Origin of the sequence: Pseudomonas nitroreducens TX1 (assembly GCF_000313755.1) — a bacterium.
Taxonomy (GTDB): domain Bacteria; phylum Pseudomonadota; class Gammaproteobacteria; order Pseudomonadales; family Pseudomonadaceae; genus Pseudomonas; species Pseudomonas nitroreducens_A.
This window is the reverse complement of the sequence record NZ_AMZB01000086.1, coordinates 38,380-58,565: the sequence shown is the minus strand read 5'-3', so window position 1 is coordinate 58,565 and position 20,186 is coordinate 38,380. Positions and strand designations below refer to the sequence as shown.

At 65.9% G+C, this 20,186-nt stretch carries 21 protein-coding genes; 8 read left to right on the top strand and 13 right to left on the bottom strand.

Going from position 1 to position 20,186, the window contains the following annotated elements:
• Window positions 1-260: 260 nt before the first annotated feature.
• From C167_RS0106470 to C167_RS0106460, 3 genes are all read right to left on the bottom strand, one after another.
• Window positions 261-905 carry a glutathione S-transferase family protein gene (locus C167_RS0106470; protein WP_017517448.1) on the bottom strand — a complete coding sequence of 215 codons (645 nt, stop codon included), beginning with the start codon at window positions 903-905 and terminating at the stop codon, window positions 261-263.
• 57 nt (window positions 906-962) lie between these two features.
• On the bottom strand, window positions 963-2,285 hold the full coding sequence (locus C167_RS0106465; RefSeq protein ID WP_017517447.1) for an APC family permease: 1,323 nt from the start codon (window positions 2,283-2,285) through the stop codon (window positions 963-965).
• 159 nt (window positions 2,286-2,444) lie between these two features.
• On the bottom strand, window positions 2,445-3,263 hold the full coding sequence (locus C167_RS0106460) for a carbon-nitrogen hydrolase family protein (RefSeq protein WP_017517446.1): 819 nt from the start codon (window positions 3,261-3,263) through the stop codon (window positions 2,445-2,447).
• Between the two features lie 150 nt (window positions 3,264-3,413).
• Here C167_RS0106460 and C167_RS0106455 point away from each other — a divergent pair, with 150 nt between their 5' ends.
• The 4 genes from C167_RS0106455 (at window position 3,414) to C167_RS0106440 (ending at window position 9,068) form a co-directional block, all read left to right on the top strand.
• Window positions 3,414-4,193 carry a helix-turn-helix transcriptional regulator gene (locus C167_RS0106455; protein ID WP_017517445.1) on the top strand — a complete coding sequence of 260 codons (780 nt, stop codon included), beginning with the start codon at window positions 3,414-3,416 and terminating at the stop codon, window positions 4,191-4,193.
• A 296-nt stretch (window positions 4,194-4,489) separates the two neighbouring features.
• Window positions 4,490-5,869: an L-serine ammonia-lyase gene (locus C167_RS0106450; protein ID WP_017517444.1), complete on the top strand. Its 1,380-nt coding sequence runs from the start codon at window positions 4,490-4,492 to the stop codon at window positions 5,867-5,869.
• Window positions 5,870-6,207: 338 nt separating this feature from the next.
• Window positions 6,208-7,818: an FMN-binding glutamate synthase family protein gene (locus C167_RS0106445; protein ID WP_017517443.1), complete on the top strand. Its 1,611-nt coding sequence runs from the start codon at window positions 6,208-6,210 to the stop codon at window positions 7,816-7,818.
• A 197-nt stretch (window positions 7,819-8,015) separates the two neighbouring features.
• Complete coding sequence (locus C167_RS0106440; RefSeq protein ID WP_081596648.1) at window positions 8,016-9,068, top strand: acyltransferase family protein; 1,053 nt, start codon at window positions 8,016-8,018, stop codon at window positions 9,066-9,068.
• Here the strand turns inward: C167_RS0106440 and C167_RS0106435 are convergent.
• Window positions 8,989-9,423: a hypothetical protein gene (locus tag C167_RS0106435; protein ID WP_017517441.1), complete on the bottom strand. Its 435-nt coding sequence runs from the start codon at window positions 9,421-9,423 to the stop codon at window positions 8,989-8,991. The two genes, C167_RS0106440 and C167_RS0106435, sit on opposite strands and share 80 nt — an antisense overlap.
• Window positions 9,424-9,582: 159 nt before the next feature.
• On the opposite strand from C167_RS0106435, the gene C167_RS0106430 reads away from it, so the two are divergent.
• Together C167_RS0106430 and C167_RS0106425 are read left to right on the top strand one after the other, a co-directional pair.
• A complete protein-coding gene (locus C167_RS0106430) occupies window positions 9,583-10,419 on the top strand; it encodes an AraC family transcriptional regulator (protein ID WP_017517440.1) in 837 nt (278 codons plus the stop codon).
• Between the two features lie 53 nt (window positions 10,420-10,472).
• Complete coding sequence (locus tag C167_RS0106425) at window positions 10,473-11,081, top strand: LysE family translocator (RefSeq protein ID WP_017517439.1); 609 nt, start codon at window positions 10,473-10,475, stop codon at window positions 11,079-11,081.
• A 4-nt stretch (window positions 11,082-11,085) separates the two neighbouring features.
• Here C167_RS0106425 and C167_RS0106420 read toward each other — a convergent pair whose 3' ends face one another.
• Entirely contained in the window at window positions 11,086-11,994 is a 909-nt protein-coding gene (locus C167_RS0106420) for a LysR family transcriptional regulator (RefSeq protein ID WP_026078842.1), read from the bottom strand.
• A gap of 118 nt (window positions 11,995-12,112) precedes the next feature.
• Here C167_RS0106420 and C167_RS0106415 point away from each other — a divergent pair, with 118 nt between their 5' ends.
• Together C167_RS0106415 and C167_RS0106410 are read left to right on the top strand one after the other, a co-directional pair.
• Window positions 12,113-13,870 carry an amidohydrolase gene (locus C167_RS0106415; RefSeq protein WP_017517437.1) on the top strand — a complete coding sequence of 586 codons (1,758 nt, stop codon included), beginning with the start codon at window positions 12,113-12,115 and terminating at the stop codon, window positions 13,868-13,870.
• A 153-nt stretch (window positions 13,871-14,023) separates the two neighbouring features.
• On the top strand, window positions 14,024-14,767 hold the full coding sequence (locus C167_RS0106410; RefSeq protein ID WP_017517436.1) for a TorF family putative porin: 744 nt from the start codon (window positions 14,024-14,026) through the stop codon (window positions 14,765-14,767).
• Between the two features lie 7 nt (window positions 14,768-14,774).
• On the opposite strand, the gene C167_RS32260 is transcribed toward C167_RS0106410, so the two are convergent.
• The 8 genes from C167_RS32260 to C167_RS0106370 form a co-directional block, all read right to left on the bottom strand.
• On the bottom strand, window positions 14,775-15,167 hold the full coding sequence (locus C167_RS32260; protein WP_017517435.1) for a DoxX-like family protein: 393 nt from the start codon (window positions 15,165-15,167) through the stop codon (window positions 14,775-14,777).
• On the bottom strand, window positions 15,160-15,588 hold the full coding sequence (locus tag C167_RS0106400) for a thiol-disulfide oxidoreductase DCC family protein (protein WP_017517434.1): 429 nt from the start codon (window positions 15,586-15,588) through the stop codon (window positions 15,160-15,162). The genes C167_RS32260 and C167_RS0106400 overlap by 8 nt, the downstream gene beginning before the upstream one ends.
• A gap of 69 nt (window positions 15,589-15,657) precedes the next feature.
• Complete coding sequence (locus tag C167_RS0106395; protein WP_017517433.1) at window positions 15,658-16,113, bottom strand: DUF3237 domain-containing protein; 456 nt, start codon at window positions 16,111-16,113, stop codon at window positions 15,658-15,660.
• Window positions 16,114-16,179: 66 nt separating this feature from the next.
• Complete coding sequence (locus tag C167_RS0106390) at window positions 16,180-16,992, bottom strand: class I SAM-dependent methyltransferase (protein WP_017517432.1); 813 nt, start codon at window positions 16,990-16,992, stop codon at window positions 16,180-16,182.
• Between the two features lies 1 nt (window position 16,993).
• On the bottom strand, window positions 16,994-17,365 hold the full coding sequence (locus tag C167_RS0106385) for a nuclear transport factor 2 family protein (RefSeq protein ID WP_017517431.1): 372 nt from the start codon (window positions 17,363-17,365) through the stop codon (window positions 16,994-16,996).
• Window positions 17,366-17,455: 90 nt separating this feature from the next.
• Window positions 17,456-18,280, bottom strand: coding sequence for an aldo/keto reductase (locus tag C167_RS0106380; RefSeq protein ID WP_017517430.1), 825 nt, complete (start codon window positions 18,278-18,280; stop codon window positions 17,456-17,458).
• A gap of 102 nt (window positions 18,281-18,382) precedes the next feature.
• Window positions 18,383-19,477, bottom strand: a complete 1,095-nt coding sequence (gene ddlA / locus C167_RS0106375) for a D-alanine--D-alanine ligase (protein ID WP_017517429.1) — start codon at window positions 19,475-19,477, stop codon at window positions 18,383-18,385.
• A 245-nt stretch (window positions 19,478-19,722) separates the two neighbouring features.
• Window positions 19,723-20,151, bottom strand: a complete 429-nt coding sequence (locus tag C167_RS0106370; protein WP_017517428.1) for a VOC family protein — start codon at window positions 20,149-20,151, stop codon at window positions 19,723-19,725.
• Window positions 20,152-20,186: the final 35 nt, after the last annotated feature.

Sequence of the window (20,186 nt, the reverse complement as noted above, 5' to 3'; positions counted from 1 at the left end):
GCCATGCCTGGCGCACCATAAAAAAGGCCCTTCCAGGTGGAAGGGCCTTGGGGGACATAACGCTCGTAGCGGCTTTTAGTAGTTATGGTTGCCGACGCCGCGCGATGGGGTGCGCTGCGTTGAATGGATCATTGACCAGCTCAGCCACATGGGAAATATGGCCACGCCGAAAAAGGAATTTTCCCAAGCATCTTGAGACTGTCTCCTCAAATTCTTCGCTTGGTCTCTCCTTTCGCAAAACTTCCACTACATCCCTCTGTTCAGGGCGCCTTCGCTTCGGCGGCCTTCAGATGCTCCTCTGCCCACTGCATGTCCCGCTCCCACACCCGCTGGAAGGACGGGCGAGAGGTGACCAGTTCCACGTAGCGCTCGAACACCGGCAGCTTGGGCACCACGCCGAAGCCAATGGTCCAGCGCAGGGCCGCGCCCCACAGCACATCGGCGGCGGTCATGCGGTTCCCCAGCAGGTAGGGGCCGGTTTCCAGCTGCTCGGCGAGGGCCCGCATCACACTGTCGTAATCGCCGTAGGGGCTCATGGCCTGCGGGGCGGCGTCGCGTTTCAGGGCGCGATCGACGATGGCCGGCTCGAAGCTGGAGCCGTAGAACACCAGCCAGCGCAGGTAGGGACCACGCAACGGGTCGTCGAGCGCGGGGGCTAGATTGGCGCGGGGGAACAGGTCGGCGAGGTAGATGAAGATGGCGCCCTGCTCGGTGACCAGAGACTCGCCAATGCGGATCGCCGGCACCTTGCCCAGCGGGTTGACCGCCAGGTACGCCGGCTTGCGCTGCTCGCCGGCCTTCATGTTGATCAGTTCGAGGTCGTACTCGGCACCCAGTTCTTCCAGCAGCACGAGGGTGCCGCTGGAGCGTGTCTGGGGCGAATGGTAGAGGGTGAGGCGGGGCATGACGGGATCTCCTCGGGCGTCACAACTCGAAGTCCCCAGCATAGCCCCGCGCGCGGTTCACGCCTCCTCGAAGTGCATTTCCGGCGGTTGCTGGCGGAAGCCGCCAGTGATCACCGCCAGGTAGATCACGCCGAGTACCAGCCAGGTGGCACCGAGCCAGATGGCCAGGTGGTCGAGGCTGACCATCAGCCACAGGTCGGCGAGCAGGCCGATCAGCGGGAATAGCAGGAACAGCACCAGCTCGCGCAGGCCGCGGCGCTCGGCGTTGAGGTAGTAGTGGAAGATCACCGAGAGGTTCACCAGGCTGAAGGCCAGGAAGGCGCCGAAGTTGATGAACGAGGTGGAGGTGGTGACGTCCATGTGCAGCGCCAGAAGCGCCACCACGCCGCACAGTACGATGCTGTTCACCGGGGTTTCGAAGCGTTTGCTGATGCGCCCGAAGAACGGACGCGGCAGCACGCCGTCGCGGCCCATGGCGAACAGCAGGCGCGAGGCGCTGGCCTGGGCCGACAGGCCGGAAGTGAACTGCCCGACGATCAGGCCGATCAGGAAAAAGCTGACGAACAGGTCGCCACCGATGTTGCGGGCAATTTCGTACGCGGCGGAATCGGCGTTCTGGAACTCTACCGACGGGTGCGCTAGCTGTACGAAGTAGCTGGCGGCGATGAAGATGCCGCCGCCGATCAGGGTGATCAGCAGGATGGCGCGCGGAATAGTCTTGCGCGGCTCGTGGGTTTCTTCCGTCAGGGTGCTGACGGCGTCAAAGCCCAGGAAGGAGTAGCAGGCGATGGCCGCGCCACCCATGATCAACGGCAGTTGGGTGCCTTCCTTGAGGAACGGCTCCAGGGACCACAGCGGACGGCTGCCGTCACCCAGCACGTAGTGGATGGCCAGGCCGACGAAGGCGATCAGCACGAGGAACTGCACCAGCATCAGCACGCCATTGATGTTCTTCGCCAGGCGCAGACCCACCACGTTGATCGCGGTGGTCACGCCGATGAAGGCCAGCACCCACAATGCCTGCGGCACCGCAGGGAAAGCCGAGTGCAGGTAAGCCGCGCCGATCAGCCAGATGGCCATGGGCAGGAACAGGTAATCCAGCAGCACGGCCCAGCCGGCGAGGAAACCCAGTTTCGGGCTGATCGATTTGCGCACATAGGTATACGCCGAGCCCGCCACCGGGAAGGCGGCGGCCATGCGCCCATAGCTGAGCGCGGTGAAGAGCATGGCCACGGAGGCGACGAGGTAGGCCGAGGGCACTACGCCGCGAGTGACGTCGGCGAGGATACCGAAGGTGCCGAGGACGATGATCGGGGTCATGTAGGCGATGCCGAACAGCACCACCGAACCCAGCGACAGGGTTCGTTTGAGTCGAGCCATTACTGCTTACTCCGCGTTGTGTTTGTTATGGCAGTACTAAGTTGCTGGCCCGCGCTCACCCGCAGGCCCCGCGGGCGCTCTCGTCGCCCGTCGATCTTGAAGTAACGCTGTGTCGGCGCAGCCCTGCGCCCCGGCCCTGCAGAAGGCCGGTGGGGAAACTCAGGCGGGAATGATCAGCTCGCGCAGGCCATCGTCGTGCTCGCGCATCTCGCCAGGCAGCACGAAGCGGCGCTCGGCCAGGTAGCTGTAGTCACGCCGCGATTGCGCCAGGCGCTCGAAGTCCAGCTCGACGATCTGCCGGCACTCTTCGCGGCCGGCTTCGACGATCAGCTGGCCGTAGGGGTCGACCACCGCACTGCCGCCGGCGAACACCAGGCCGTCGTCGCCTTCGCCGACACGGTTGACCATCACGGCATAGGCCTGGTTTTCCATGGCGCGGCCCATGATCGCGGTGCGGTGGGTCGGGCCATACGGGTCCATGTTGCCGTTGGTCACGATGATCAGCTCGGCGCCTAGCTGGCCCAGGGCGCGGGCGGACTCGGGGAACTCGATGTCGAAGCAGATCACGATGCCGACGCGGATGCCGTTCCACAGGCAGGTGGAGTAGCGGTCGCCAGGGGTGAAGATGCCGCGGTCTGACGCCCACAGGTGCGTCTTGCGGTACTTCAGGGCGATGCCTTCGGGCGTGATCAGCAGCGTGGTGTTGTAGAAGCGGCCGTCTGCGGCTTCGGCGAAACCCACGGCGACGGAAACGTTCTTCTCCCTTGCCGCGCGCTGAACAGCCTGCACGCTGGGGCCGTCCACCGGCTCGGCGATGGCGGCGATATTCTGCTCGGTCGGGAAGCCCGTCAGCTGGGTCTCGGGGAACACCACCAGCTGGGTGTCGTCGGCGCAGGCGTGGATGGCCTCCAGGGTGCGGGCCAGGTTCCAGGCCACATCGCCATCACGGCCGGCGAGTTGGACGAGTTCTACTTTCATGGGCTTCCTCGGATTCTTGTCTTGGCGGTGACCGGGCGCGGCAAAAGGGTCAGAATGCGCACCGCGCCGGCTCAAGGCATCCATCGAGTATGCCGGGCGTGCCATCACCGGGTAATTACGCCCGCGTGGTAACCCATCGGGGGTAGAGTGATGAGCCTTTCCCTTCAGGATATCGCCTGGCACCGCTCGGTCGGGCAGCTGATCGAAGCGCTGGACAAGCCGAACTTCTGGACCTCGCTGGTACGCCTGCTAGGCCAGTATGTACCTTTCGACAGCTGGGTCGTGCTGCTCTTCAGCGATGGCCGACCCCAGGTGTTCGCCGAATGCCCGGGCGAGGATGGCGGCCCCGACCCGCTGTTCCAGGACTACCTCAAGGGCCTCTACCTTCTCGACCCGTTCTATATCGCCAGCCGCGAGGCACCCGGCAGCGGGCTGCTGCGCCTGGACGACGTGGCGCCGGAGATGTTCGAGCAGACCGACTACTACCAGCGCTACTTCAGCCTCAACGTGGTCGCCGACGAAGTGCAGATCAACGTGCAGCTCGACAGCGAGCGCACCCTCTGCTGCTCGCTGGGCAGTAGGGGTCGCTTCCTCCCGGAGCAGATCGCCCTGCTCGCTCTGGTGCAGCCCTGGGTCGCGGGCCTGATGCGCCAGCGCATGGCCTTCGAGCGCGAAGTGCAGGAAGCTCCACCGCCGCCGCGCTGGCAGAACCGCCTGGAATCCACCGCCCAGCAGGTGGAAACCCCGCTCACCGCCCGTGAACTGGAAGTCGGCCGCTTGATGCTAAGCGGCTGCTCCAGCAAGGAAATCGCCCGCAAGCTGGCGATTTCCGCCGAGACGGTGAAGGTCCACCGCAAGCACATGTACGCCAAGCTGGGGATCAAGTCGCAGTCGGAGCTGTTCTCGCTGTTCCTGCAGGCGCAGGGCTGACGCCGCCGGCCTCGGTGTCCGCGCCGAGCCATCGCGGATGAATCCGCTCCTACACGAGCGGCGCCTCCCGTGGCGTAGGAGCGGACTCCGTCCGCGATCGGCCCCCCTTCACGCCGGCCTCCCCTGTAGGAGTGAGCTTGCTCGCGAACAGACTGCCAAGGCCGGCTCCGCCGTAAAACGATTCGCGAGCAAGGACTGGGCGTCCCCCTCGGTACTACGAAAAGCCCCCAGCCGTCGAGCGGCCGGTGAGCATTCGTGGCCTGGCGGGTCCATGCTTGGGGCAGGAGGAATTTCCCATGAGCCTCAGCGTCTTCGATATGTTCAAGCCTGGCGTCGGCCCGTCCAGTTCCCACACCGTGGGGCCGATGCGCGCCACCCGCGAGTTCGTCGACCGCCTGCGCGACGCCGATCTCCTGCCTCGCACCACCGCAGTGGAAGTGCATCTCTACGGTTCCCTCAGCGCCACCGGCAAGGGCCACGCCACCGACCGCGCCTGCCTGATCGGCCTGCTCGGCATCGACCCGGCCGAAGCCGACCCTGCTGCCCTCGCCCCGCAGGTGGACGACATCCTGTTGCGCCATCGCCTGCACCTGGGCGGCGTGCGGGAGATCGACTTCGACCCGGCGCGCCAACTGGTCTTCCACGACGACAGCCTGCCCGCCCACCCCAACGGCCTGCACTTGCGGGCGCTGGATGAGAACGGCGAACGGCTGGCCGAGCGCATCTGCTATTCGGTCGGCGGCGGTTTCGTGGTGGACGCCGCGGACTTCAACACCGACCGCGCCTTGCCGGACAGCCCCATGCCCTACACGTTCCGCAGCGCCGAGGAGCTGCTTCGCCTGTGCCATGAGCACGGTTTCAAACGCATCAGCGACCTGATGTGGGCCAACGAACGCGCGCTGCGCAGCGACGAGGAAATCCACGCCGGCCTTGCGCACATCTGGGAGGAAATGCAGGCCTGCGTGAACCGAGGCCTGGAAACCGAAGGCACACTGCCCGGTGGCCTCAAGGTGCGCCGGCGTGCGCCCATGCTCTATCGCCGGCTGAACGAGGCGGACAGCGGCAACCTGATCGCCACCACCCTCGGGGCCATGGACTGGGTGGACCTCTGGGCACTGGCAGTCAACGAGGAAAACGCCGCCGGCGGCCGCGTGGTGACCGCGCCCACCAACGGCGCTGCCGGCATAGTCCCGGCGGTGCTGCATTACTATGCGCGCTACGACAACAACGCCAACGCCGACGGCATCGAGCGCTACCTGCTGACCGCCGCCGCCATCGGCATCCTTTGCAAGCTCAACGCCTCCATTTCCGGCGCCGAGGTCGGTTGCCAGGGTGAAGTGGGCTCGGCCTGCGCCATGGCAGCCGGCGGGCTGGCGGAAGTGCTTGGCGGCAGCCTGGAGCAGGTGGAGAACGCCGCCGAGATCGGCCTGGAGCATAACCTGGGCCTGACCTGCGACCCGGTGGCCGGACTGGTCCAGGTGCCCTGCATCGAGCGCAATGCCATGGCCTCGCTCAAAGCCATCAACGCCGCCCAACTCGCCCTGCGCGGCGATGGCCAGCACCTGGTCAGCCTCGACAAGGCCATCGACACCCTGCGCGATACCGGGCGCGACATGATGGACAAGTACAAGGAAACGGCGAAGGGCGGGTTGGCGGTGAATGTGATTGCCTGTTAGTTCGGTCGAATGCGGTTCGCGAGCAAGCTCGCTCCTACAGGAAGGCCGGCGCGCTCTTCGTAGGACCGAGGGGGACGCCCAGTCCTTGCTCGCGAACAGCCCGGCCACATGATTACTTGCACCGCCTGAAACAAGCTTTCTCAGCCCCGGAGAGAATCGTTAGCTAGCTTTCTTTTTTCATCACTTCGGGCTACCGTCGATGCCCGCCAACTAGAAAGACTTCCGAAAGTCCGCCGCATTGACCTTTGCCCAGGCGCGTTCGCGCGATGCCTGCCATGCTCTGTGGCGGCCCTTTCGGCCAACCTCACCGTGATCAAAGCCCGACGACTGGAGATTCCATGAACCTGTCGCTCCTAAGCCGCTATGCCTTTTTTGCCGCTTGCGTCCTGTTCACCGTGCTCAGCCTGCCCTTCCTCGGGCACGACTGGGTGTGGCCCTTCACCCTTACCACCCTCGCCCTGAGCGTGCTCGGGGTCTTCGACCTGCTGCAGGAACGCCATGCAGTACGGCGCAATTACCCGGTCCTGGGCAACATCCGCTACCTGGTGGAAGCCATCCGCCCGGAAATACGCCAGTACCTGCTCGAAGGCGACCAGGAGGCCCTGCCCTTCTCCCGCGCCCAGCGCGCCCTGGTGTACTCGCGAGCGAAAAACGAAACAGCCGACAAGCCCTTCGGCACCCTGATCGACGTCTACCAGTCGGGCTTCGAATTCATCGCCCACTCCATCCGCCCCGCGCCAGTGGCCGACCCCTGCACCTTCCGCGTCACCGTCGGCGGCTCGGAGTGCAAGCAGCCCTACTCCATCTCGGTGTTCAACATCTCGGCGATGAGCTTCGGCTCGCTCAGCGCCAACGCCATCCGCGCGCTGAACAAGGGCGCCAAGCTCGGCGGCTTCATCCATGACACCGGCGAAGGCAGCATCAGTCCCTACCACCGCGAATACGGCGGCGACCTGACCTGGGAACTGGGCAGCGGCTACTTCGGCTGCCGCAACGACGACGGCACCTTCAGCCCCGAGCGCTTCGCCAAGCAGGCGGTCGACCCGCAGGTGAAAATGATCGAGATCAAGCTCAGCCAGGGCGCCAAACCCGGCCACGGCGGCATCCTGCCCAAGCACAAGGTCACCGAGGAAATCGCCGCCACCCGTGGCGTGCCCATGGGCAAGGACTGCATCTCGCCGTCCTCGCACAGCGCCTTCAGCACGCCCAAGGGCCTGCTCGACTTCATCGTCCAACTGCGCGAACTTTCCGGCGGCAAACCGGTGGGCTTCAAGCTGTGCATCGGCCACCCGTGGGAATTCATGGGCATCGCCAAGGCCATGCACGAGACCGGCATCCTCCCCGACTTCATCGTCGTCGACGGCAAGGAAGGCGGCACGGGCGCAGCGCCCCTGGAGTTCACCGACCACATGGGCCTGCCGATGCGCGAGGGCCTGCTGTTCGTCCACAACACCCTGGTAGGCCTGGGCCTGCGCGACAAGATCCGCATCGGCGCCAGCGGCAAGATCGTCAGCGCCTTCGACATCGCCAGCGTGCTGGCCATGGGCGCCGACTGGGCCAACTCGGCGCGCGGCTTCATGTTCGCCATCGGCTGCATCCAGTCGCAGTCCTGCCACACCAACAAATGCCCCACCGGCGTCGCCACCCAGGACCCACTGCGCCAGCGCGCCCTGGTGGTGCCGGACAAGGCCGAGCGCGTCTACCACTTCCACCGCAACACGCTCAAAGGCCTGGCCGAGATGATCGCCGCCGCCGGTATCCAGCACCCGTCGCAGCTGGAAGCCAAACATCTGGTACGCCGCGTCTCCGCCACGGAGATCCGCCTGTTCTCGCACCTGCACTACTTCCTCAAGCCCGGCGAACTGCTCTCGGGCAACATCGAAGGCGAGTTCTACGAGCGCATCTGGCGCATGGCCCGCAGCGACAGCTTCGAGGCTGCAGCGGGCTGATGCCGCGCGATACATCCTTCGTGACTGTCCCTGCCGGCCAACCGGCCAGGGGCAGTTCCACCTCCCGTGACGTATTCGTCGGCGCTGAATGAGGCGCCGTCAGCGCGCCCACTGGACGGCGGTATAGGGGAGCCTGTTCTTCGACGGTAAAGCGTCGTAATTTAGCTGCCAAAATTTCAGGGATGCTGGGGGCTTGGGTGGGGGCGTATCGTCTGTTGTTGGCCGTTCTGGTGGCCGTTTCCCATTTGGGAAAAACCTTTGCCGGCTTGAACCCGGGCGTGGTCGCGGTGATTTCGTTCCTTCTGATCAGCGGCTTCGTAATGACCTCGCTGATCGAGCGTAACTACGCCTCCTTGGATAAAGTCGGCCTGTTCTACCTGGACCGGGTGATGCGGCTATATCCCCAGTTCATTCTCTACTTCGCAAGTGCTTGCCTGGCCATCCACTTCCTCCTTCCCGACACACCCCAGGCAGCCGAGCTGACGCTCGGAAACATGGCCGCAAGCATCGCCATGGTGCCGCTGGGTTTCTACATGTTCGGAGCTGCAAGCCCAGACATCCTGCCGCCGGCATGGTCACTGGGATTGGAGGCGTGTTTTTACCTGGTCATCCCTTTCCTGATCATTTACAGGCTGCGCGGTGTTGCATTTTCGCTATCGGCCGGCGTCTTCCTCGTCGCGTGCCTGGGTTACGTCAACACGGACAATTATGGATACCGGCTTCTGCCCGGCGTACTGTTCATATTCCTCTGCGGCAGCTACCTGTACAAAGCACGGGCCAAGGGTCTGATCATTGCAGCTGGCACCGCCGTCGCGGCAGCGCTGATGTTCGCGGCGATCATGACTGGAATTATCGAGCGTCGGCCATTCAATGCCGAAGTGAGCGCCGGCATCGCACTGGGCATCCCGGCCGTCTATCTGCTGACGAAACTCCCATTCCATTCGATCGACGAGTTCCTCGGAAACATCAGTTACGGCGTATTCCTCAACCACTTCGTGGTCATTTACATCCTGCGGGCGTTCTGGCCAATCAGCTATTCGGACTACATCGTTCCAGCGGTGCTGGTGTTTTCCTTCCTGCTCAGTGGCGTGTCGTACTACTACGTCGAACGCCCCGCGCTGACGCTCCGCCATGCACTGCGCAGGGGCACAACGCGCAAGCAGCAGCCCCTCAGTTCTCCAGCCGCCCCCACACCTGCGCCAGCCCTAGCAGATGCATCAGCGCAAACCCCAGGCAAATTGCCGAGCTGACATAGATGAAGCGCTGGCTGCGCCCGGTCCCCTTGAGAATGAGCGGGCCGGCCACGCCACGCAGCAGGTAGATCAGCGAGATCGCCGCCAGCGCGGGACGCAGCAACGGCAGCGGGCCCAGCACCCCGGCCGCGGACAGCGCATAGGCGGCCCAGGCGAATAGCACGAAGGCGATGCCGAAGGTGATCAGGGCCGGATAAAGCCGCCCGGCCTCCGCGGCCCGGGCGAGCTTTTCGCCTGCGCCGAACAGCCGGTACCAACTCGGTCCGACCAGTACCACGCCGACATGCAGCGCTCCTGCGATGGCGCTGAGCGCCGCGGCGATGATCAATGCCAGGTTGTAGTCCTGCCCCATGAACGGCTCCCTCCTGGAGTGTGGCGATGTGCGCAAGAAGCAATCATATCGTCAGCGTCAACGAAGCATGCGAGTCGACCACCGGCTGCACGAATCTTCCAGACAGCCACTCCACGCGCGCTATGCTGGCCGACCGGGCAAGCGAGGCGAAAACGGCCCATGCACAAAGACAACTGGATCGACCTGCTGCAGGACGCCGACACCGGCATCCAGAGCCTGCGTGCGCACTTCAAGGGCCACGCCTACGACCCGCACTGGCACGACAGCTACCTGATCGGCTTCACCGAATCGGGGGTGCAGCAGTTCCGCAGCCGCAACCAGCGCCACATCAGCACCACCGGCAAGGTGTTCTTCCTCGAGCCCGGCGACATCCATGACGGCGACGCCCCCACCGAAGGCGGCTTCACCTACCGCACGCTGTACCTCGACGCGCCCTGGCTGGAGCGCGAGATCGCCACCCTGTTCGAAGAGGCGCCGGGCAACTGCCAGCTGTCCGTGCCCAAGCTGCTGATCGACGACCCGCAACTGGCGCGGCGTATCGACAACGCATTCCAGGCCGTACACGGCCATGACCTGAAGATCGTCCGACAAAGCGCCGTCGACGACCTGCTCGACGGCATGACCCGGCACCTGCACTGGCGCCAGCGCGGCACCACGCAGGCGCACCTGCCGCTGGTGGCGCAGCGCGCGCGGGACTACCTGCACGCCAACCTCACCGCCGACATCGGCCTGGACGACGTGGCCCGCGCCAGCGGCTGCGATCGCTTCCGCCTGACCCGCGCGTTCAAGCAGGCCTTCGGCCTGCCGCCCCACGCCTACCTGATCCAGCTGCGCCTGGCCCGCGCGCGGCAATTGCTCGGACGCGGCCTGGCGCCGGCCGACATCGCCGCCGACCTCGGCTTCGCCGACCAGAGCCACCTCGGCCGCTGGTTCCGCCGTGCCTACGGCATCACGCCCGCCTACTACCGCAAGCGCTGCTCAAAGCTTCCAGACTGAACCCGCCACGCTGGCGACGATGGACTCCCCACAGATTCAGCGGAGTTCCCCTCATGCACCTCTCGCAGCTCGGCCAATGGCTGCCCTTCGTCCTCTTCGCCTTCGTCGCCTCGATCACACCGGGGCCGACCAACCTGCTGATCTTCAGCAACAGCGCACGCTTCGGCTGGGGCGCGGCGCTGCCGATCATGTTCGGCGGCTGCGCGGCCGCCGCCGCGCTGGTGCTGGCGGTGGGCAGCGGACTGGGCGAGGTGCTCGCCAGCCTGCCGCGCGTGCAGCAGGCAATGAGCGCGGTCGGCGTGCTGTGGCTGAGCTGGCTGGCCTGGCAGATCTTCCGCAGCCCGCCGGCGGACCTCGCCCGTGACCGCGACGCCGCCCGCCTGGGCGCGCTGGGCGCCGCCGCGCTGCAACTGGTCAACCCCAAGACCTGGATGATGGCGCTGGCGGTGATCAGCGTGTACGCCGGCCATGGCGTCGATCGGCTGGACCGCGTGCAACTGCTGTCGCTGCTGTTCTTTCTCGTGTCGATTCCCTGCACCGCCGTCTGGGCCGGGCTGGGCATCGGCAGCCAGCGCCTGCTGTCGCCCAGGCAGATGCGGCGGCTCAACCAGTTGATGGCGGCCCTGCTGCTGGTATCGGCCTGGGCCGGGGCATTGCTCTAGGCCGTCAGAGGATGCCGTCGCGCCGCAAAGAGTCGCGCAGGTGCTCGATGAACGCGTGGATCTTGCGCGTCGCCCGGCGGTTGCTCGGGTACACCGCGAGGATCTGCGCGCCGAAGGTGTCCGGCTCGAAGAAGAACTCATCCAGCACGGTCACCAGCCGCCCGCTTCGCAAGTGCTCCAGCACACTCCAGCGCGGGCACGGCAGCAGGCCATGGCCGGCCAGGCAGGCGGTCAGCAACACCGCCTGGTTGTCGCTGTTCAGGCGGCCATTGCGGGGGGTGGAAAAGCGCTCGCCCTCCACGTCGAACCACCACCGGTCATCCAGCGCCGGGTGGCGGTAGACGAGGCAGTCGTGGTCGATGATCTCGCTCGGATGCCGAGGCGTGCCGCGCCTTTCCAGGTAGGCGGGGCTGGCGCACATGGCCAGGCGACTCTCGGCCAGCGGCTGGGCGATCAGCCCCGGCAGGTCGCTGTTGCCCATGCGCAGGGCGAGGTCGTAGCGACCGTCGAGCAGGTCGACATAACTGTCGGAAAGGTCCACCTGCAGGCGAACGTCCGGATGCAGGTCGAGGAACTCGGCACAGGCCCGGTCGAGGAACACCGGGCCGACGATCAGCGGCCCGGTGATGCGCAGCACGCCGCGCAGGCTGTGTTGCAGTTGGGCGATTTCCTCGGTGGTCTCGCGCATCCGCGCCAGCACCTCACGCGCGCCGTCCAGGTAGAGCTGGCCGGCTTCGGTGAGCGACATGCTGCGAGTGGTGCGCTCGAACAGGCGCGCGCCGACCTCAAGTTCCAGCTGGCCGACCGCCTTGGTCACCGCCGAGGGCGTCTTGCCCAGCTGCTCGGCGGCGCGGCTGAAACTGCCGGTCTCGGCGCTGGCGACGAACATCGCCAGGCTGCTGAATCTGTCCATCGTCATTCGTGCCAATCCTTCACAAGTGTTATGCCCACTGGCGACTTCCGCGCGTTTCTCCGCACCGTTAGCCTGCGCGACAGACCAACAATAATCCAGCGAATAGCAAGGGGAAGTCATGCACGGCATGCTCAAGGGCGCGTTGGCGCTCGCCATCGCACTCGGCACTTTTGAAGCACAGGCACAGAACGCGGACCTGATCCTGTACAACGCCAAGGTCTTCACCGCCGAGCCCGGCCAACCGCTGCAGCAGGCCGTGGCGGTCGCCGGCGGCAAGGTGCTGCAGGTGGGCTCCAACGAAGACATCCGCAAGCTCGCCGGCAGCGGCAGCAAGCAGGTCGACCTGGCCGGCAAGGTGCTGATGCCCGGCTTCATCGACAGCCACTCGCACTCGATCTTCGGCGGCCTGGAACTGATCTCCGCCAGCCTGCTCGACGAGCAGATGGACCTGGACGCCTTTGAGAAGCGCCTGAAGCAGGACCGCGACAGCGGCAAGGCCAAGGTGCATGACACCATTGTCATGAACGGCATGAACTCCACCTACTGGTCCCAGGCCGACGGGCTGGCCAAGCGCTTCAACCAGGGCGAGTGGAAGGATACCCCGGTGGTGCTGATCGGCAGCGACCACCACACCGCCTGGGCCAACGCCGCCATGCTCAAGCGCGCCGGGCTGGACGCCAAGCGCCTGCGCGGCCTGAGCCCGCTGGAGCAGCAGAATGTCGCCCATGACAAGGACTTCAATCCCACCGGTTTCCTGGTCGACTCCGGGTTCGACCTGGTCGCCGCCGCCATGCCGGTTCCCGACGCCGCCACCATGGACCGCGCCGGCATCGCTGCCGTGAAGTACAACAACAGCCTCGGTATCACCGCCTGGATGGACCCGGCCGCCAACGGCACGCCCGGCGAGGCGCTGTTCGCCATCAAGCCCACCGAAAAGACCGTCGGCGTGCTGCCGGTCTACCGCGATCTGGCCCGCGACGGCCAGCTCACCGCCAACGTCGCCGCACTGCAGGTGGTCAACCCGAAAAGCACGCCGGCCGATCTGGACGTGATCGAGAAAGTCCGCCAGCAGTTCCAGGGGATTCCCAACCTGACGCTGCCGGGGATCAAGGTCTTCGCCGATGGCGTGATTGAGTTCCCCGCGCAGTCCGCCGCGCTGCTGGAGGACTACAAGAACAGCCACAAGCCGGGTGAACTGCTGATCGATCCGAAGCACTTCGGCGAACTGGTCAGCGCTGCCGACGCCCGCGGCTGGCTGGTGCATGTGCACGCCATCGGCGACCGCGCGGTACGCGAATCCCTCAATGGCTTCGCCCAGGCGCGCAAGGACCGGCAGAGCGGCGTGATCCACTCGATCACTCACCTGCAACTGGTCAACCCCAAGGACTTCCCACGCTTCAAGGAGCTGGGCGTCATCGCCTCGATGCAGCTGGACTGGGCCACCGCCGAGCCCTACACCGTGGAGCTGGTGAAGCCCTACATCGCCGACGAGGCCTACCGCTACATGTACCCGGCCAAGTCGCTGCTGGACAACGGCGCCACCATTGCCGGCGCCAGCGACTGGCCGGTGTCCACGCCCGACCCGCTCAAGGCCATTTACCAGGCCGTCACCCGCCAGGGTGAGGAAGGCGTGCTCAACGCCGCCGAGCGCGTGGATCGCCAGACCATGTTCTACGCCTATACCCGCAACGCCGCGCAGACCATCGGCCTGGGCGACAGGATCGGCACCCTGGCCCCAGGCAAGCAGGCCGACATGGTCGTGATCGACCGCGACGTATTCAGCGTGCCCGACCAGCAACTGGACGAAGCCCGCGTGCTGCGCACCCTCTTCGAAGGCCGCGAAGTCTACCGCGCCGACGACGTGCCGGCTCTGTAAGGAGCCGGGCTCCTGCGCCGGGGTCTGAACAGCCCCGGCGCCTTGCCCGCCAGCCCTGCACTCCCTTCACGCTCCTCGGCATGGCCGGGAGGGCCGGTGCTGCGCGGGATTTTTCATCTGCCCACAGACAATCACAACAAAGGGACTCCCCACATGAACCGCCCCCATTGGCTGGCTGGCGCGCTGCTCGCCTGCGCGCCGCTCACCTCCGCCCTGGCCGTCGAGCTGGGCCACGACTTCAACCTGCAGATCGACACCGCGCTGGTCAGCGACTACCGCACCCGTGGCATCTCGCAGACCCAGGGCGACCCTGCCCTGCAGGTCGGCGCCACCCTGCTGCACGCCTCCGGCGCCTACCTGGGCGTATGGAGCTCCAACGTCGATTTCGGCGGCGACCTGAAGACCCGTCAGGAAATCGACTACTACGGCGGCTGGTACTGGCAGGCCAACGAGGACGTCGCCCTGGACCTGGGCTACATCAAGTACGCCTACCCGAAGGAAAGCCAGTTCAACCAGAGCGACACCTACGCCATCCTCCACGCCTATGGTTTCGAAGTCGCGGCCTACTATGGCAACGACTACCCGACCTACTTCGGCGAAGACCAGGCCAACCTCTACACCTACCTGGCCTATAACGCCGAGCTGCCGGCCGAGTTCAAGCTGCGCGTGCGCTACGGCCGCAACGACGCCAAGGACCCGCTCTACCTTTCCGGCGACGGCAGCACCCGCGATGCCTACCACGAGTGGGAGGCGAAGCTGAGCCACGAATGGGTGGGCTTCGACTGGGCAGTGAGCTACATCGACACCGACCTGTCGCAGAACGAATGCAGGACCCAGTTCGGTTTCGGCGACGCGTGCACGGCCACCGTGGTAGCCAGCGTCTCCCGCAGCTTCTGACGCCGGTCTAGCGCAACGGCAGGGGGCGCGACGCGTGCGCGCCCCGTTCGCCGAGCAGGGCGATGACGCACAACGCCAGGGCGGCGATGTTGGTGGACACCGGATTGAAGGCCCGCAGCAACAGTTCCGGCGCGAACAGCGCGACGTCCACCAGCAGTCCGACCAGCGCAGCCACCGCCAGCCACAATGGCCAGGGGCTGCGGCGCAGCAGCAGGATGGCCAGCGCCAGGACGATCTCGGCGACGCCTGCAACCTCGGCAATGCGCTGGGTGGACAGCGGCCAGCCGTGGGCCTCGATCATCCGCACCTCATCGGGGCTGAGGAACAGCAGCTTGGGCACCAGCCCGTGATAGAGGAACACCACCCCCAGCGCCAGCCGCGCGATGGCCGCGCTAGTCATTGCCGAGGAAACGCCCGCGGTACTGTGGCGACGGCATCAGGCAGATGTCCTCGCGGCCGAACAGGCGATAACGGTTGAGCGCGATGCGGTCGTAGCACCAGTCACGCAAGGGGCGCGGAATCAGCCAGAGCGCACGCAGCCAGTTCCATGGCGCCGGCAGCTGCGCGACCACGCGCAGGAAGGCGTCACTGCGTTCGAAACCTTCGCGGCCCTCGACGTAGAGCATGGTGTCGAAGTACTCGGTAGGCAGTCCGAACCAGTCGAGGATCGCCTGGCCCTCGGCGGACTGCACGCTGCACAGCTTTACCCGGCGCTCGCGGTCATGCCGCAGGAGGAAGCGGCTCCAGCCATTGCACAGGCGGCAGGTACCGTCGAACAGCACCACCTTGTCGTCGGGCTGCATGTTGGGGGGCAGAGCCATGGCGTCGTCTCCAGATCCCTGATGCGCCAACTGTGCCCGCCGCGTGTGACAAGTCTTGTTCTTCATCGCTCATCCATTGGCGAGTGAGTACAACCGGTATTCGACCCAGCCTGGCCCCAGCCGGCCCTCCCCCACCGCCAACTGGTGATTGAGCCAGCGGTAGCGGTCGTCGCCCACCTCGAAACGTGGCTGGATCATGAAATAGGTGTCGCCGAACTCGGTGCTGTCGCCGCGCGAGACCGCGTGGATGATCTTCGGGTTGGCCACCAGCAGCCCGTTGTGCTGCATCAGGATACGCGCGCCATCGTCGGTGCGCAGCACGAGGCGCACCTCCAGGTGCCAGCCGCCGTCGCCGTCCACCAGAATCCAGTCACCACCGCCGGGCAGCACTTCGCCGCTCAGGCGCTGGCCCTTGAAGGTCCCTCCGCCGGCTGCCGAGATCAGCCGCTGGCCCTGCGGCACGCGGCCGATTTCCACGGGCACGCTGGCCTTCACGTTCATTTCCATCAACGGCTCGAGCTTCATCGCCGACTCCTGCGCACTGTCGTCGTAGAGGGATGATTAAAGCAGCCAGCGGCCGAATCGGCCTGTCTAGCCGAAGCGATAACGCAGCAGGCGCCCCATGCGCCGCATCGCCGGAATGGCCAGGGTGATCTCGTAGAGCAGACGCATGCCCAGCGACAGCCGTGCAATCTGCTTACGGTCGTAGGCAGCGATGGCCTCGACGAAACGCAGGGCCGGCACCTGCTGTTCCAGCTCCTGCGGCTCGTCGATGCCCCAATGCAGCACGGCGCCGGTGCGCCGGATCATCGGGTTCCACTGCAGCAGGCGGATACCCAGGCGGCTGTAGCCATCGAGCGCCAGCTCTCCCTGGCCACAGTGCTCGACCAGCGCGCGCAGCAGCCAGGGCACCTTGCCCGCCTCGACGTAGGGCAGCACGCCTTCGGAAAGGATCAGGACCGGCCGCCCGGTCGGCACCGCGCGCCACCAGCCCGGCGCCGCCAGCGAAGTGGCCAGCAGATGGCAGTTTTCCCGCAGCGGATACAGGCGCTCGCGTAGCGCGATCACCTCGGGGAAGTCCACCTCGAACCATTGCACGGTGGACGACGGGTCGATGCGAAAGACGCGACTGTCCAACCCGCAGCCCAGTTGCAACACCATACAGGCTGGATACTGCGCAAGGAAGTCGCGCACCCAGTCGTCGAACAGCTTGGCCCGCAGGGCGATGCCCACCTGCTCGGCACGGCCGATGTGCAGGCGGGCGAAGTCGTAGTCGATCTGCTCCACCGCCTGCCGCGAGAAACGGTCGCGCAGCAGGCTGTCGGGCAGCTCACTCTCCTTCGCCTTGGCGTAGAGGGTGATCAGCAGGGTTTCCGGCGTACCGCGCAGCGCTAGGCGTTCCACGTCATTCGTGCAGGTAGTAGAGCTTGTTGACGATCTGCCAGCCGCCGCCAATGCGCAGCAGGGCCAGGTAGTCGGTGAAATGCATGCCCTGGAACTCGTCGGCAACCTTGGCCACTGCGCTGTCGCCGGTGATATCCAGCGACTTCAGCTCCCAGGGCGGCGGCGCGCCTTCCGGAGGCGGGGACTCGGCCTTGATCGCGCCGATGAATTCGTCCAGTGACGACCATTCCAGCGCGCCGTGGTAGTTGCCGACGATCTTGCAGGACGGGTGAAAGGCCAGTCGCAGACGCGACTCGTCGCCGAAGGTCATGCCCTCGACGTAGTCTGTCAGCACGCGGTTGATCGCGGCGCTGTCCGCTGTGTAGTTGCTCATCGCTGCAGCCCTCCCGGCCGGTGACCAATGGGGCAAGGCTAGCACCGCACCCCGGCCGCGCTCCGGCGAGCGACGGCCGGGGCTCCGGCTTCAGACCACCGCCAGATGCCGCTTGCGGGTCGGCGGCGGGAAGGCCGCGTCGAGGGCCTCGAGGTCCTCGGGCGTCAGGCGCAACTGCAGCGCGGCGGCGTTGTCGCGGATGTGCAGCGACTCCACGGCCTTGGGGATGGCAATGACGCCGGGCTGGTGGATCAGCCAGGCCAGCGCCACACGGGCAGGTGTGGCGCCGTGGCGCCCGGCGATTTCCGCCAGCACCGGGTGGCGCAGCAGCTTGCCGCCCTGCCCAACCGGACAGTAGGCCATCAGCGGCATGCGCTGTTCCTGGCACCAGGGCAGCAGGTCCCACTCGATGCCGCGCTCCTCCAGGCTGTATTGCACCTGGTTGGTGGCACAGGCGGGCTCGTTCAATTCCTGCATGTCGTCGAGGTCGAAGTTGGAGACGCCCCAGCGCTTGATCTTGCCCTGCTCGCGCAGGCGTTCGAAGGCCTCGACGGTTTCGTCCAGCGGATACTGGCCGCGCCAGTGCAACAGGTAGAGGTCCAGGCAGTCGGTACCCAGGCGCTTGAGGCTGCGCTCGCAGGCTTCGGGAATGCCACGCCGGCTGGCGTTGTGCGGATAGACCTTGCTGACCAGGAAGACCTGGTCACGCAGGCCGGCCAGCGCCTCGCCGACCACCGCTTCGGCGCCGCCCTCGGCATACATCTCGGCGGTGTCGATCAGGGACAGGCCGCGCTCGATGCCTTCGCGCAGGGCGGCAATCTCGCGCTTGCGCTGGAAGCTGTCCTCGCCCAGGTGCCAGGTGCCCTGGCCGATGGCGGGGACGGCGGTGCCGTCGGCGAAAACCACAGTGTTCATCTCGTGCTCCTTCTTGCGCTTGTCATGGGGACACGGGGCCGGCCGCCCGAATTCGGGCGGCGGGATGTCAGGGTAGCGCAGAAGGCGGGGCCTGGGAGCGGATCAGCGGTTGGTCTGCAGGTTCCGGCGAGCGGCGTGGCGCTCGATGGCGAGGTCGATCAGACGGCTGACCAGCTCGCTGTAGGTCATGCCCGCGGCCTGCCAGAGCTTGGGATACATGCTGATGCGGGTGAAGCCGGGCAGCGAGTTCAGCTCGTTGATCAGCACCTCGCCGCCCTGCGTGAGGAATACGTCGACCCGCGCCAGCCCCGAACACTCCAGGGCAAGGAAGGCCTCCACGGCAAGCTGGCGGATACGCTCGCTGGCCTCGGCAGGAATATCCGCCGGCACCACGACCTTGGCGGCATCCTCGTCGATGTACTTGCTGTCGTAGGAATAGAAGCCGCTGCCCACGACGATCTCGCCGCAACCACTGGCGACCGGCTGTTCATTGCCCAGCACCGCACATTCGATCTCGCGGCCGTTCACGGCGGCCTCCACCAGCACCTTGTCGTCGAAGGCGAGCGCCAGGCGCACGGCTTCGTCGTAGGCGGCCTCGTCCTCGACCTTGCTCACGCCCACCGAGGAGCCCATGTTCGCCGGCTTGATGAACAGCGGCAGGCCGAGCTTGCGCTGCGCTTCGGCGAAAGGCGTGCGTGCAGCATTGGCGCGGGTCAGGGTGATGAACGGCGTGATAGCGATGCCGGCGTCGCGCAGCAGGCGCTTGCTCACATCCTTGTCCATGCAGATGGCCGAGCCCAGCACGTCGGAGCCGACGAAGGGAATGTCTGCCATACGCAGCAGCCCCTGCAGGCAGCCATCCTCGCCCTGGGTGCCGTGGACGATGGGGAAGATCACATCGACATGGTCAAGCAACTGGCGGCTACCGGTTTCCACCAGTTGCTGCTCGGCCTTGCCGGGCACCACGGCCAGTTCGCGATTGGAGCGATTGAGCGCGATCAGCGCCGGGTTCTCCTGGTTGAGCAGGTAGTCGGAGGCATCATTGAGGTGCCAGCGCCCCTCCTTGTCGATACCGATCAGCACCGGCTCGAAGCGCTCGCGGTCCAGTGCGTCGACAATGTTCTTCGCCGATTGCAGCGACACCTCGTGCTCCGCCGAACGCCCACCGAAAATCACCCCAACGCGCAACTTGCCCATGACAGCCTCCGAATGATCGATGGGCGCTTTCTAACACGGCGTCCGGCGCTTGGGTAGAAACAGTGGCCGCCGGGCAACTCGTGCCGTCGCGCAGTGCAAGCGGCATCCTGCACGCGCTGACACGGCGGCTTCCGCCGGTGCGGCTGCGCTCGCTGTCCAGCAGTTTCATTGTGAAGCGTCCCGCCTTACGCCAGGGAAACTGATGACGGCTGCGCATCCAGCGGGCGAGGCTCGCACAACCGAGCTCAGTGCCAGGGATCGTAGGTGCCGAAACTCCAGACGTGCCCTTCCGGATCACGGCAGGTAAAGCCCTGGCCGCCGTAGTCCTCGTCCTTGATATCGATGACGATCTGCGCACCGCCGTTTACTGCCGCGCGGTACAACACCTCGGCATCCCTCACCACCACATAGATGCTCTGGGTGCAGCCGCCGATCTCGTCGGGCAGGCGCATCAGCCGGCCGTACTCGTTGTCCTGCAGCGAACCGAGCATCACCAGCCCGCTGCCGTCGGCCAGCGCCAGCTGCGCGTGAGCGATGCCGCCGTGATCATCGGCAACCACCAGTTGCCGCTGGAAACCAAAGGTGGCGCACAGCCAGTCGATGGCCTGGGGCGCATCGCGATAGCGCAGGCAGGGAATGACGCTGGGGCGGGCAATGGCGGCAGGCGTGGACATGGCGGGCTCCGGGAAAACGTACGCGATGTTCTGAG

Coding starts and splice junctions, on each gene's coding strand:
- C167_RS0106470 (WP_017517448.1), bottom strand. CDS start 905: ATGCCCCGCCTCACCCTCTACCATTCGCCCCAGACACGCTCCAGCGGC.
- C167_RS0106465 (WP_017517447.1), bottom strand. CDS start 2,285: ATGGCTCGACTCAAACGAACCCTGTCGCTGGGTTCGGTGGTGCTGTTC.
- C167_RS0106460 (WP_017517446.1), bottom strand. CDS start 3,263: ATGAAAGTAGAACTCGTCCAACTCGCCGGCCGTGATGGCGATGTGGCC.
- C167_RS0106455 (WP_017517445.1), top strand. CDS start 3,414: ATGAGCCTTTCCCTTCAGGATATCGCCTGGCACCGCTCGGTCGGGCAG.
- C167_RS0106450 (WP_017517444.1), top strand. CDS start 4,490: ATGAGCCTCAGCGTCTTCGATATGTTCAAGCCTGGCGTCGGCCCGTCC.
- C167_RS0106445 (WP_017517443.1), top strand. CDS start 6,208: ATGAACCTGTCGCTCCTAAGCCGCTATGCCTTTTTTGCCGCTTGCGTC.
- C167_RS0106435 (WP_017517441.1), bottom strand. CDS start 9,423: ATGGGGCAGGACTACAACCTGGCATTGATCATCGCCGCGGCGCTCAGC.
- C167_RS0106430 (WP_017517440.1), top strand. CDS start 9,583: ATGCACAAAGACAACTGGATCGACCTGCTGCAGGACGCCGACACCGGC.
- C167_RS0106425 (WP_017517439.1), top strand. CDS start 10,473: ATGCACCTCTCGCAGCTCGGCCAATGGCTGCCCTTCGTCCTCTTCGCC.
- C167_RS0106420 (WP_026078842.1), bottom strand. CDS start 11,994: ATGGACAGATTCAGCAGCCTGGCGATGTTCGTCGCCAGCGCCGAGACC.
- C167_RS0106415 (WP_017517437.1), top strand. CDS start 12,113: ATGCACGGCATGCTCAAGGGCGCGTTGGCGCTCGCCATCGCACTCGGC.
- C167_RS0106410 (WP_017517436.1), top strand. CDS start 14,024: ATGAACCGCCCCCATTGGCTGGCTGGCGCGCTGCTCGCCTGCGCGCCG.
- C167_RS32260 (WP_017517435.1), bottom strand. CDS start 15,167: ATGACTAGCGCGGCCATCGCGCGGCTGGCGCTGGGGGTGGTGTTCCTC.
- C167_RS0106400 (WP_017517434.1), bottom strand. CDS start 15,588: ATGGCTCTGCCCCCCAACATGCAGCCCGACGACAAGGTGGTGCTGTTC.
- C167_RS0106395 (WP_017517433.1), bottom strand. CDS start 16,113: ATGAAGCTCGAGCCGTTGATGGAAATGAACGTGAAGGCCAGCGTGCCC.
- C167_RS0106385 (WP_017517431.1), bottom strand. CDS start 17,365: ATGAGCAACTACACAGCGGACAGCGCCGCGATCAACCGCGTGCTGACA.
- C167_RS0106380 (WP_017517430.1), bottom strand. CDS start 18,280: ATGAACACTGTGGTTTTCGCCGACGGCACCGCCGTCCCCGCCATCGGC.
- ddlA (WP_017517429.1), bottom strand. CDS start 19,477: ATGGGCAAGTTGCGCGTTGGGGTGATTTTCGGTGGGCGTTCGGCGGAG.
- C167_RS0106370 (WP_017517428.1), bottom strand. CDS start 20,151: ATGTCCACGCCTGCCGCCATTGCCCGCCCCAGCGTCATTCCCTGCCTG.